Below are 13,853 nucleotides of genomic sequence, written 5' to 3'. Positions count from 1 at the left end.
TTCGCCTATATTATTTTCTACAGGCGAATCTGATAAGTAATCTTTTTGGGTTAGAGCATACCTTCTGTAGATTTTTCTAACTCCCTGGCTTCAACAAGGAAGTCCTCCACTTCCATTTCTCTGAAAAATATCAGACCATGGCTTGAGCGGACTTTCGCTGACTGATGTTGGTAGAAATAATTTTTACCAAGAAGAAGCTGCACATCACTAAGTTGGTCTACCCAAGTCTTTTTGGCTAGGGTACTGAACTTACCATTGTGTGCGTAGCTAGGGAAGGAAGCATTTACCTGGCTCATATAACAGTTTGAGAAGGAATCTTCCATTACTGACATGTCTCCCAAAGAAACTGGTACAATAACGTTAGATTCAGCAGCATCGAACTTAAACCATACGTTCCTATAGCCTATAATTTTAAAATTACTGAGGTCTTCTTCTAAGCTCCATTGTCTTACCGCTTCAGCAGTTGCTTGTAATACTTTATAATGCGTATCAGGGCCACTGCCTTCAGGGTCTAATGTCAAACTAAGTTTCGTAGGTTTGATTTCCCTTAGCATATTGAGGATAGGTTCTACGTCTCTTTTCTTGTCTGGTTGCTCTGTGAAAATATCGCCTGTATAGAATCCTAGTCTTAGGTGGTGAACATTTTTAACTTGAACACCAAAGTGAGCCCATACAAGTTCTTCCTCAAATTCCCTGATCATCCCTTTTAGGGTCTGGATATTTTTTGGATTCTTTTCTCCATCATAGGAGTTTTTAAGAACAGTGATGATTTCATTAATTTGCTCTCTTAACTGCATTGTAGACTTGATACCGAAGGTGAAGACAATGGCTCTCACCAATCGGTGACATAGTCCTCTAAGTCTTTCTTCAGCATTGTCAGAGGCTACATTTGTCAAGTAATGGTACACATCTTTGTCCATTTTCAACTTGTAACCTGAGGCATAGAAATCTTCAAATTTAACCATTTGAATTCTTCCATTGTCCAAGAATCTCTTGGTACTTCTAAGCGTATCAATTACAAAGGTGTTGGTTACAGCTGTAAATCCAGAGGTAAGTACCGCAAAGTGAGCATCATTGCTGTTCTCATGTAATTGCTTAGTGATTTGTGGCAATATCCCTAAAGAGATATCATCATGGTGAGGTCCGGTATGAAGGAAGACTTCATTTTTCTCCTCTTCCATACCCTTGTCGATCTTCGCACTGATACTTTTGATGACATTCTTTACAGTATGTTCATTCAAATCAGGGATTTGACTGGTGTACTTGTCATTCCTAAGGTCTTCCAGTGTGATACGATGGCCATATTTCTGCAACTTCTTACAAAGATCCAATACAGAACGTTCGGTCTTTGTGTCGTTCCATTCACCTGTGAAGTAATACTGATCTGCACTGTCAGTTAATTTGGAGCCAGCACCTTTGGTGATATAAAATCTACCGTTCTTTAATTTTTGTAGTACTGTGGCTGGATAAACATTGGTCATTGAATGTTCCAATGATTGTTTTACTATACCTGCTTTGGCTTCACCAGCAGCTATAATAATAGCGACAGCATCAGGGTTATGAACGATAGTGTCCAAGCCAATTGTAATAACGAGGCGATTGGCAGAGATTTCAATACCTCCTAGGTCACCTGCTGCAACAGCTTGGGTTTCAAAGTTTGTTTCTGTAAGTCTGGTTGTAGAAAAAATATCTGATCCTCTTGTGTTGAAAGCAATATGACCATCAGGGCCGATTCCTCCTAGGAAGAAACCTATTCCACCTTTTTCACGGATTTTTGCTTCGTAATTGCCACACCATTGATCGATCAAGTAGATGGATTCCTGTTGCAATTTTTCTTGAGGTGTTTTATACTCTCTAAACCTTAGGGATAAATCTACTTTTGAATCAGGAAAGATCTCTTTATAGCTTTTGCCTTCTGCGAGGATTATATCATCAGAGTTTATAAGCAACGCTTTTTTAGGATCCAAGCCTAGACCTTCAATGTAAAACTTGTTTACATAATGGTAGAAGCTGTTTTTTTGCGTTGATGAAATAGGATAAAACTCATCTATCTGTACAAAATGAAGGCCATTTAATACTGGCTTGGCACAGTCGATTAAACCATATTTTTCTCTAATTTCAAGGCCTTTTTTACCCTCCCAATTCTCAAGAAGAAATTTTGTCCACTTGATGAAATATTCTGGAGTTTTACCAGTAGGTAAGCTGATTACCCCTTCAGGGTTTGTTGAAACCCATTCCAAGAATCGGCAAGCTGTAAGCAAACCTAACTTAGGAAAATTATCAACTGCTAGATAAGGAATTTTTGTTGTGATTTTTTCAATATCAGAATCTCTAAAGAAAGCTTCTTCAGTCTTCGAAAGTGGGTAATTCGCTAACATATGCTTGTATCTAATTTGTTTAATCTATTGTGAATTTATTGTGTCCTCAAAAATATGCTCATTAACGATGGCAATAGCCCCTTTAAGGCCTACTTCCATTCCTAATTGAGAAAGTTCTATCGAGGTTTTCTCTCTTAATTTCGCCATACTGTATATATTCAATGCCTGTTGAATTGGCGTAGTTATGTACTGTTTGGCTTCAGCTATTGCCCCTCCTAAAATAATTAATTCAGGGTTTAATAATTGTATCAAAATGGCAATACCTCTACCCAAATCTAAACCTACATCCGACAATATACTTATGGCTCTCTGGTCTCCTGCAATTGCTGCCTCTACTACTGTGGAAGGCTCAAGGTTTTCCTCTTTACCGTCTGCAAGTTTGGCTAGAATTGAGTCTTTATCCAATAATATAGCATCCTTAGCCAAGCGGACTACTGCTCCGCCTGAAGCCACCGCCTCCAAACATCCTCTTTTGCCACAAGTGCAGCTAATCTCTTTTGCATCAAATAAAGGGGAATGGCTAAATTCTCCAGCAAACCCTGAATAGCCTCTATAGAGTTTTTCGTCTATAATTATGCCTAAGCCTATTCCCCAATCAACAAAAATGCCCATCACATTTTTGTTTGTGCCTTTATTGGCAAATTTAAACTCTGCCAGTGTTTTAGCTCTAGCATCATTTTCTATAAAAACTTTTCTGCCAAATTTATCCTCCAATTGATCCTTGAGCGTCTTTTTGCCAGATTTTAGATAGGTGTGGTTTACACCTGAAACACTATCCACCAGCCCAGGCATACTTATGCCAACTGCAATGACTTTTTCCTCAGGAATCCCAGAAGAATGAATGATTTTCATAGAGAAATCATAGATAGCATCCAGTGTTTCCAATTCATTATTTAAGGATAATTTAATTGATTCAATCTTACTAACCTTTTCATTCTTTGTGTTGTAAATGGCGGCCTTTGCCCCAAATCTATTCAAATCAATTCCCAAAATATAGAAGGAGCCCGGGGCTAGTCCGTACAGGTCTGGTTTTCGACCTCCCTGAGATTGTCCCCTGCCTTCTTTTATTATAATCTGCTCCTCCAATAAGTCTGTCAACAAGAGGTTAACTGTAGGTAAACTAATACCAACCAGATTGCAAATATTACTGGCAGTATTGTTTCCAAGAGTGTATAACTCTTTTACAATTTTAAGCTTGTTAATATAGTTCTTGATTTCAACTACACCTTCCTTTTTGTCAAGTACTATTTTTGGGTCGATTAAATTCATGAGATAAATTTTGATGCAAAATAATAAAAATTTTAATTAATTAGGGTAACTTATTTAAAAAAAATTTTATTTTTCAAATAGGTTCCTTACAATTAAGAAATGGCTTTAATTTCTATATTCCTTAATCCTTTACAATTAATAGGATAATATCTCTTAATTGCATGTTTTTTGAAAATTCAAATTATTTATAAAAATAACTAAACCCAAGCCATTATTTGAAAAAAATTAATCATGTTTGTTTATCATATTTTTCAAATTTTAGCAGAAAATAATATTTGTATGGAAAGTAGAAGGAAATTTATTCAAAAATCATTAATATCTTCTTTTGCTCTTGTTCCTATTTCGGGCCAAGTTGCTGGTATTGATTTAAAAAGTACGACCTTTCAAAACAAGAAGTTTTTTAAACCCCAAGTATTGTCGACCTGGAACCATGGCATGGCGGCGAATACCAAGGCTTGGAGTATTTTATCAGCAAATGGAAATGTGTTGGACGCTGTTGAGGAGGGAGTGAAAGTCACTGAGTCTGATAAAAATATGTATTCAGTAGGGATTTATGGTTTGCCTGATAGGGAGGGCCTGGTGACTCTTGATGCTTCTATAATGAAAGGTGATGGTTCCTGTGGGTCCGTGGCTTTTGTAAGGCAAATAAAGCATCCAATAACCCTTGCTAGGAAGGTGATGGAAAAAACACCACATGTATTTTTAGTTGGAGAGGGAGCAAGACAATTTGCTATTCAAGAAGGAATGCCACTTGAAAAAGAAATTTTAAGCCCACATGCAAGTAATGCCTACAATAAATGGAAAAAGACCTCCAATTATAAGCCTATAATAAATATAGAAAACCATGATACAATAGGAATGATAGGAATTGACGCATCAGGGGAGTTGGCGGGGTCATGTACTACTAGTGGTGTTGCCTATAAAATGCATGGGAGAGTAGGTGATAGTCCCATAATTGGTGCTGGTCTATTTGTGGATGGTGAAGTTGGAGCTGCTACGGCAACAGGCTTGGGAGAAGAGGTTATCCGGATTTGTGGTGCTTTCCTTATTGTAGAGCTAATGCGGCAAGGAAGGACACCTCAGGAAGCCTGTGAAGAAGCCGTGAAACGTGCTGTCGCCAAAAGTAAAGATTTGGAAAACACGCAGATAGGCTTTTTGGCGTTAAATAGGGATGGAGAGTTTGGCGCTTATTCCATCAGGCCAGGGTTTAACTTTGCCCAACATAATCAGCAATATCAAAAGCTTGTTGATGCAAATAGCTGGTTTAAATAAGAATAACGGTTATGAAAAAGATTTTGTTTGAAGCCCCCGTTTACACCCTTGAAGCAGCATTGCTTGCAGTAGAGAATGGTGTAGATAGACTGGAACTTTGCGCTGACTTTGGAGAGGGAGGGACCACCCCAAGTCTGGGCTTATTTAAAGTCATCAAAAGAAAGGTTAATGTACCAGTTTTCGTGATGATTAGGCCAAGAGGAGGAGATTTTGTTTATAGCAGTTCAGAAATTGAAGTCATGAAAGAGGATATTCATTCTTTTTTGGATAATGGTGCTGATGGATTTGTTTTTGGAATCCTGAACAATATGGGAGAAGTAAATAAAACGCATTGCGAGGAGTTAATTCAAATTGCCGGAGATAAACCATGTACTTTCCATAGAGCATTTGATGTTGCATTGGATAAAAAAGCAGCAATGAAGGAGATTGTTGGGCTGGGTTTTAAAAGGATACTGACTTCTGGTGGTGAAAATCAGGTGAAAGAAGGATTGCCTTTATTGCTTGACTTAATTCAGCATGCAAAGGATAAAATCATCATCCTTCCAGGAGGGGGATTAAAGCTTGAAGATATTGTGACCTTAGACAAGGCTCGGGGACTTAGGGAAATTCATGCTTCTTGTAAAAAGTTCAGACCTTCTTCTATGCTTGCTTCAAATGAGCATTTAAAACTTTCTTTAATGGAAGAAACTGAAGGTATGGTGCTTACGGTTGATCCGGATTTAATGAAGGAATTTGCCGAGGGCCTTAAAAAGATTTAATTTTTAATGGTCTAAGTTTTCTGATTATTGGGGTCGATGCTTTTATTAGAGTTTTCACTTGTCATATCGAAGTGAGGTGCCGGCTTGTACTGTAGGTGTTATTAGCAATTGTCTTTTAAGTTCCAATTATCCTGTGTTATAAAAGGGTGAGTTTCTTAATAATGTTTAGTTGTATTTAATTTAATAGGTGTTTTATTTGTTTTTTAGGGAATAAAAAAGTATATTATTCCTTCAATAAACCCTATAAAATAATGGTGAAAAGTTTTCAGGGGGTTAGAATGGCCCCATCTAAAATAAGTGATCAGCCGATTCTTGTTCAGGATTACATGACCACAAATTTGATTACGTTTAAGCCTGAAGATACAATCGATCATGTGATCACAGTGCTTACGAGAAAAAGGATTTCTGGTGCACCCGTAATAGATGCGAGTGGAAAACTAGTAGGAATGATCTCGGAAGGAGATTGCCTAAAAGAAATAATAAAAGGGCAGTATACAAATACCCCTAAATTCCCAGCTTCAGTGGCTGAACACATGACAACTCAAGTTTTTACCTTGCCGCCTGAAATTTCCATATTTGATGCTGCAGATAGGTTTTTAACAATGAAAATCAGAAGATTTCCCGTTGTTAAAGATGAAAAACTAATAGGTCAAATAAGTGTTAGTGATATTGTCAGAGCAATGCCGAAGCTTAAGGCTTCTACTTGGTAGGACCAACAGCCAATCTGAAAATAACTTTTAGACTATATATATCCAACTAGGGAATATACAGCTATTCCTATCCATTCTTTGGTTAATTTATGCCATATCAAAATTGAGTCAATGCTCGGTTGAATAATTGATCTTAAATTGGCTCTCGGTATTTTTCCGTAAAAATCTACTGGAAAAGTATCGGGGTGTAGGCCAACTTTTGCAAAACAAGCCGTGGCACGTTTCATATGAAAGGCAGAGGTTATTAATAACAACTGGTTGGATTGAATTAGACCGACTTCTTTGGAGGTAATTATTTTTTCACTAAAAACGGCGTTTTCTCGAGTATTGCTTGCTTTTGTTTCTACTATTATATCCGATTTATCAACCCCAGCCCATACCATAAAATCTCTTAATGATTCGGCTTCAGATAAAGGATGGACTGGATTAAAACCCAATCCTCCAGAAATTAAGATCTTTTTAATTTTACCCATTTTATATAACTGTACCGTATGTGTGGCCCTATCTGCTCCACGAGCAAAGTAGGTACGGTCCTTAGGTAATTTGTCTATATGCGTAACTCCCGTCAATACAATGCCTAATTCATAGACAGGCAAAGTGGATAGGTCTTTCGTTGGAGGTTCCCAATTGTAAATCAGAAGGTTGGATAAATAGGGATTTGAAAAAAACAATAGGAGTACAATGCCTGCTAGCAAGAGTTTTTTACCCCATGATTTTTTATTGAAAATATAGCCTAGAAGAAGAAGCATTAGGCAGATACTAAATGGCATTATTAAAAAACTGAACAACTGAGAAATATAAAAAAACATTGTACCTGGTATTTTGGAATATCCTTATAAACTTTACTTTGAATTCAATTTCAAATTTATTCAATATTTAGCTATCGTCTGAAACTTTTCTTCATAACTTCACTTTTCACGAAATGAAATAATGTCAATTTTGTGAAAGGAATGTCTAAACCGATTGATTTAAATGGTCACAGAAACTCCCTTACAAATCTATAAATCGTCTGCTGGGTCTGGTAAAACTTATACCCTTACCACAGCTTATCTTAAGCTAGCCCTTGAATCGCCCATGGCATTTAGGCGTATTTTGGCTGTAACCTTTACCAATAAGGCTACCCAAGAGATGAAAGATCGAATCATCGATGAGTTGAAAAGGCTAAAACAAAGGGTGGATGTCTCTGGAACAATGGACAAGGAGTTATTGGAGAAATGGCAGTTAAGCCCCGAGGAATTGTCCGCAAGGGCTGGGGAGGTTTTGTCAGCGATCCTTCATGATTTTGGCTCTTTTTCGGTGAGCACCATCGATAGTTTTTTTCAAAAAGTAATTAGGGCATTTGCCAGAGAGATTGATTTACAGGCCAAATTTGATGTAGAATTGGATCTTGATAGTGTAATGGCCAGAACAGTAGACAGGCTTATGCTTCGAGTGGCGGATGATCCAGGGTTGCACAAGTGGATGGTTGAGTTTTCGATAAGCAAGATTACAGAGGGGAAATCTTGGGATATTAGAAAGTCGGTAGAAGACCTGGGGAAGAAAATCTTTCTTGAGGATTTTAAAATGGTCCAAAAAGAAGTCAATGATTTCTTAGAGAATCCTGAAACATTTCAAGTCTTCAAAGATTTCATTTTTGAACAGAAACAGCTAATTATTAACAAAGCATTAGAATTAAAATCTTCAGCTCAATCCATTAGGAGTAATCATGGATTGGCCTGGGAAGATTTTAGTGGAGGATCAAGGTCATTTAGTAAAAAGTTTGATCAATTGGGAGATAGGAACAGTCCCATACCTACTCTTACCAGTCTACAAGAAAAATTATTGCTAGGTCCAGAAGGATGGTATACCAAAACCAGTAAAGTGAAAACGGCAATAGAAATGGCTTATCATGATGGCTTGGGGGATATTCTTAGGGAATTTGGTCCTTTGACAAAACAGTGGAATACACTCGACTCCATATCTAAAAATCTATATACTTTTGGCTTATTTGGTTACCTACTTAGAGAGTTAAAAGAGTTGAAGGAAGAGGAGAATATGCTCCTGATTTCTGAAACCAACGACTTTCTTAAATCAATTACAAGTGACAATGATGCCCCGTTTATATATGAAAAAGTAGGGAATCGGTTTCAGCATTATTTATTGGACGAATTTCAGGATACTTCAGGGTTTCAGTGGGCAAGTTTTAGGCCTCTTTTGCTAAATACCCTTTCTATGGGGAAGTCAAATTTGGTAGTAGGAGATGTCAAGCAGTCTATCTACCGATGGAGAGGGGGAGAAATGCGTTTACTAATGGAGCAGGTGGAAGTTGACCTTGGACATTTTGGTCTAAATGTAAAAAAGCTGGATACTAATTTCAGGAGTTTACCCAATATTGTAGCCTTCAACAATACCTTGTTTTCAAAATTGTCTCAATATTTAAGTGATCACTTAAAGTCAACTTTAGGTGATCCAAGCATGGAGATGATAGAAATAGCCTATGCTGATATCCTACAAAAAGTGGCTGCTAGGCAAAAAGCCAAGGGCGTCAACGGAAAAGTAAAGTTGTCTTTTATTGAAACTGACAAAGAAACTAAATATGATGATGAAGTACTGAGGCTTTTACCTCAACAGGTAGAAGGATTGTTGGATCAAGGATACCAATTGAAAGACATAGCTATCCTAGTTCGAAAGAATGGGCAAGCGGCAAAAATTGCAGAAGCTTTTATGGCTTATGCGGAAGACAACAAAGGAAATAATTATAGGTACGATGTATTATCAGACGAGGCATTGTATTTAACCAAATCCACAGTCGTCAAATGCCTTTTGGCCGCATTGCAAATTGTTAATGATGTGGAAGATACCCTTGCGGAAAAAACATTTTGGATTCAATTGGCAAGGATTAGAAATATTTCCTTTGACCATGTTTTATTTAAGGCAGGTAGCCTTCCTGAGGAATTAATTGGGCTTAAAGAGAAACTTTATAAACAGCTTCCGACTTTCAGGAAATTACCTTTAATGGATCTACTTGAAGCAATGATTGATCTTATAGGTTTAAATGAGGGAATTGGAGAATTGGCTTATTTGTCTGGGTTTAAGGAGGCGGTGTTTGACTTTATAGCCAAAAATAGAGCTGATCTTGGGGGATTCCTCAACTGGTGGGAGCAACAAGGTTATAAAAGAACAGTTAAAATTCCAGAAGAATTTGACGCCATTAGGATTCAAACCATCCATAAATCTAAAGGTTTGCAGTACAAGGTAGTGCTTTTGCCTTATCTGGACTGGAAGTTGTTTGATACAGGTAAGGAAAATATTATTTGGGCAAAATACGATTGGGATGATAATTTACCTCCGGCAATTATTCCTTTAACCTTAAGGCCACAGCTTCTCGAATCTTCTTTTTCAGCAGTTTACCTTGAGGAAAACCTTTTGCATCACCTAGATTCGTTAAATATGCTTTATGTAGCATTTACACGTGCAGAAGAGGTTCTTCTAGGAATGGTACCTTACAATAAGCCAAGGAAAGATAATAAATTGACTACAGTGGCAGATTTGATGCGCGAGATCATGGGGTTTAATGCTCATGGAGATGAGTTATTGAACTTTCAAACTTATTATAACCATGAAAAACTAGAATTTGATTTCGGGGATTGGCATAAAAATGAGACTAAAAAAACGGAGCCTCAGGCCACCCAATCCATGGTGTGGAAATACAGACCATGGGAAACTTCATTACAAGTCAAGCAAGTATTTGGAGAGTTCGAGACCTCAGAAATTGCTTCTAAGAGGGAATTTGGAGTCTTGGTCCATCGCATAATAGAGAAATCTCAAACCAAAATGGATTTTCTACTTGAACTCCAATCCATGTTTTTTGATGGTGCCGTGACAGAGGAGGAAAGGAAATCTTTAGAAGTGCAATTTGAGAAACTTTGCCAACAAAGTTCTTTTAACTCATGGTTTGATGGCTCGGGGCAGGTGCTAACCGAACAAGGGATATTTCTCCCGGGGGGAGAGTTTAAAAGACCCGATAGGATTATTTATTATGCTGATAGAATAGAAGTAATAGATTTTAAGACAGGAGAAGAAAGAGAAGCACATAAAAAACAGGTAACCGATTATGTTGCACTGGTGAAAAGTATAGAGAAGGAGAGGGGCGTTCAGGGGTTCATCTGTTATTTAGAAAGTGGTTCAATTGTAAAGGTTATTTAAATGGATGGTTTTTTAAAGCGTACTGCCGCAGATTTATTGCAGAGAGGGGTTGATCTAAAAGATTTTCAAGTAATACTACCTAATAGAAGAGCAGGCTTGTTCTTTACCAAATACCTAGGTCAATTAGTAACCAAACCGGCCTATATGCCGAAAGTAATTACAATTGAAGATTTTTTCTGTGACATTGCCAGTAAACGACCAGCAGATAAGCTAAGTCTGATTTACGAACTTTATAAGGTGTTCAAACCCCTTTCTGGTAGTGAAGAAAGCTTTGATAGATTTTATTTTTGGGGAGAAATGATTCTCAGGGACTTTAATGACCTTGACCAATTTTTGGTAAATCCTGAAAAATTATTCATCAACCTAAAAGAGCAAAAAATCCTTGAAAGCGATTGGAGTTTTCTTTCCACTACACAGATCGAATTAATTCAAGCGTTTTGGGCTTCATTTGAAAGTAGGGATCGGTTCCATCAAGAGAAGTTTTTACGATTTTGGGATGTCTTATTTCCCTTGTACAAACAGTTTAATACTTCACTCAAAACACTAGGTTTGGCTTATGGAGGGGCAATTTATCGAGAAGTCGCTGAAGGCCTGGGTAAAATGAAGTCTCCTGATAAAAGTATTGTATTCGTTGGTTTTAATGCATTTACTGGGGCTGAAGAAAAACTTGTGAAATATTTTGTTGAAAACTTTGGAGCTGAGGTTTTTTGGGACATTGATCGGTATTATTTAAATGCCCTAAACCAGGAAGCTGGTATGTTTTTTAGAGATTACAAAAAGGACAAGGTACTAGGGCCAACATTTCCTCAGACTACTCCTGCACGTATTGAAGAGAGCGAAAGGAAGGTACATACTTACGCGGTCCCCTTGAAAATCAATCAGGCAAATATGGTGGGAGCCATTTTGGAGGCTGTTCCTGATTTAGAAAATAATTGGGAGGAGACAGTGGTTATTTTACCTGATGAACAGCTTCTTTTCCCAGTGCTCAATTTACTCCCAGACAAGGTCAATAAGATTAATGTCACTATGGGGTATCCAGTCAAACATACTCCTGTTTTCACCTTTCTCGAGGCCGTTGTGGATCTGCAAAGATATATCCGGGTAGAGAATGAAGATGTATTGTTATACCATAAGCCTGTCAAAGAATTATTGTCTACAGTTTATCTGTATGATACTGCACCCGAATTTTCACAAAATTTGATTGATAGTTTTACGAGAAATAATACGTTATATGTTTCCACCTCAGTTTTAAGTACTGGAGGGCCTTTGTTTGCGAAAATCTTTCAGCAAATGACCACTGACAACCTGATGGATAAGCTGATAGAGTTAATTCAGATGTTGGCCGAACCATTGGAAGAAAACAGTATGGAGCGAACTTACCTTTACCAGTGTTTCAAGCAGATGAACCGTCTCAAGGCCATTGTTGAGAAAGAGATTAGAGAAGAAGTGAGTATAGCTTTTCTATTAAGGATTTTTCGTCAGGTGTTTGGAGAAATTAAACTTCCATTTAAAGGGGAACCATTGGAGGGTCTGCAGATAATGGGGGTTCTAGAGTCTAGAAACTTAGATTTCAAAAGGGTCATTATTTGTAATATGAACGAAGGAAGTTTTCCTCCTTCAAATTCCATGAATTCAATGATCCCATTTAATCTTCGTAAAGCCTTTGGTATGCCTATCCAAGAGCAAAATGATGCCATATATGCCTATACCTTTTATAGACTTTTGCATCAGGCCAAAGATGTTCATTTACTATATACCACTGCAGGTTCTCAAGGCCAGGTAGGTGAAAAAAGTCGGTATATTCATCAGCTCCAGATAGAGATGAATCAAAAAGGCATCCAAAAAAAGGATTCCGTTACCCATATTCCAGTTAATTTATCAGCAGCAAAGCCGATTTCAATAAAAAAAGATGTGTCCATTATAAATCTTTTAAAGAGGTATACCAAACCTTCAAACGGCGAGTGGGAACCAGTTTCTTTTTCACCTTCGGCATTGAATGTATGGTTGGATTGCAGGCTAAAGTTTTACCTTACTTATATAGCAGGAATTGAAGTGCCTGAGGAAGTGCAAGAGGAAGTAGATCCAGCTATTTTTGGAAATCTTGTACACATGTCGCTTGAAAACCTATACATGGGATTTATTGAAAGGAAAAAGCTGAAGGTATTGGAGGAGTCAGATATAGACGGGTTAAAAGATTTTGTATACCCAGCGGTAATGAAAGCTATAAAAAAGCAATATTTTCTGGAGAATGAAGAAAGCCAAAAACTCACAGGGCAATTGGTGATCGCAAGGGATGTCCTTCAGAAGTATTTGCAAGGTGTGCTTGTTAAAGACAAAGAATCGGCTCCATTTGAAATTATTTCCTTGGAAGCAGGGAAAAAATACAGGGCATTTGTGCCGATTAATATTGAGGATGGGGTAGTTAATGTGGCTTTGGGGGGTATTATAGACAGGGTGGACCGAATAGGTGAAACTGTTCGTTTGATTGACTATAAGTCCGGTCAGGACAAAAAAAGCTTTAAAGGGATTGATAGTTTGTTTGACAGAGACAGGAAAGATAGAAATAAGGCGGCGATGCAAACTTTCTTTTATGGTCTATTGTATGAGGCCAATTTTCCAGACAATCAATTCTTTCTTAAACCTGCCATATTCAATTTAAGAGAGATTTTCAAAGAAGATTTTAATCCTTACCTACAAGAAACCATAGGCCATCAGAAGAAAATAGAAGTTACTGACTACGCGAATTATAGAGATGAGTACCTTTTGGGGCTTCAGGGTACCCTTGAAGAAATATTTGATAAGGACCAAGATTTCGACCAAACTACCGATACTGGGAAATGCGAATATTGTCCCTATACCAATATCTGTTCAAGATGATTAATAGAGTTAAGAATGCAATTTATAGCGTCAATATGAATTCAGTAAATAGGTGAAAAAAAATATTTTTCAATTAATTTGGCAGGGTTTTCTCGGTGAAAAAGCAAAATATCAACGATTTGATTGTTTTTTTATTAAGATCAACCTTATTAAAAACAATCTTGCCTTATCTTTCTGGAAATTAAGGGAACAACAAAATCTTAATGACGGTTAAAAGGTAATGAATTATAAATTGGATTAAAACAGTAATTATTTCGACCTTTGAAAATTAGAAATCATGACAAGACTATAGTAGTTTTTAATTGGTCAAAATTTTTTAAACCATCGTTAGGTTTTTGAATAGTATAAATTGCCCAAATTGGGTGTTTTTGAGGTGTTGGGCTAATGAAGTTATAAGGGAAAAA

The 13,853-nt window shown here is 37.3% G+C and carries 8 protein-coding genes; 5 read left to right on the top strand and 3 right to left on the bottom strand.

Annotation, left to right across the window (positions count from 1 at the left end; all coding sequences use genetic code 11):
- Positions 1-50 precede the first annotated feature (50 nt).
- Both AC13EX_RS08235 and AC13EX_RS08230 read right to left on the bottom strand, forming a co-directional pair.
- Entirely contained in the window at positions 51-2,378 is a 2,328-nt protein-coding gene (locus AC13EX_RS08235; protein ID WP_482892282.1) for a glucosamine-6-phosphate isomerase, read from the bottom strand.
- 24 nt (positions 2,379-2,402) lie between these two features.
- Positions 2,403-3,647, bottom strand: a complete 1,245-nt coding sequence (locus AC13EX_RS08230) for an ROK family protein (RefSeq protein ID WP_048640243.1) — start codon at positions 3,645-3,647, stop codon at positions 2,403-2,405.
- A 279-nt stretch (positions 3,648-3,926) separates the two neighbouring features.
- Between AC13EX_RS08230 and AC13EX_RS08225 the strand changes: the two genes are divergently transcribed.
- The 3 genes from AC13EX_RS08225 (at position 3,927) to AC13EX_RS08215 (ending at position 6,387) form a co-directional block, all read left to right on the top strand.
- A complete protein-coding gene (locus AC13EX_RS08225; RefSeq protein WP_482892281.1) occupies positions 3,927-4,919 on the top strand; it encodes an isoaspartyl peptidase/L-asparaginase family protein in 993 nt (330 codons plus the stop codon).
- Between the two features lie 11 nt (positions 4,920-4,930).
- Positions 4,931-5,677 (top strand): copper homeostasis protein CutC, encoded by a 747-nt coding sequence (locus AC13EX_RS08220; protein WP_482892280.1) that lies wholly within the window; start codon positions 4,931-4,933, stop codon positions 5,675-5,677.
- 251 nt (positions 5,678-5,928) lie between these two features.
- The gene (locus AC13EX_RS08215; RefSeq protein WP_482892279.1) at positions 5,929-6,387 is read left to right on the top strand and encodes a CBS domain-containing protein; all 459 of its coding nucleotides are present in this window, start codon (positions 5,929-5,931) and stop codon (positions 6,385-6,387) included.
- A gap of 32 nt (positions 6,388-6,419) precedes the next feature.
- On the opposite strand, the gene AC13EX_RS08210 is transcribed toward AC13EX_RS08215, so the two are convergent.
- Entirely contained in the window at positions 6,420-7,157 is a 738-nt protein-coding gene (locus AC13EX_RS08210; protein ID WP_482892278.1) for a YdcF family protein, read from the bottom strand.
- 202 nt (positions 7,158-7,359) lie between these two features.
- Between AC13EX_RS08210 and AC13EX_RS08205 the strand changes: the two genes are divergently transcribed.
- Complete coding sequence (locus AC13EX_RS08205; protein WP_482892277.1) at positions 7,360-10,572, top strand: UvrD-helicase domain-containing protein; 3,213 nt, start codon at positions 7,360-7,362, stop codon at positions 10,570-10,572.
- A complete protein-coding gene (locus tag AC13EX_RS08200; protein WP_482892276.1) occupies positions 10,573-13,449 on the top strand; it encodes a PD-(D/E)XK nuclease family protein in 2,877 nt (958 codons plus the stop codon). It abuts the gene before it with no gap.
- Positions 13,450-13,853 lie beyond the last annotated feature (404 nt).

It is taken from the genome of Cyclobacterium sp. L-R (assembly GCF_056859355.1).
This window is presented reverse-complemented; position numbering and strand designations above follow the sequence as displayed.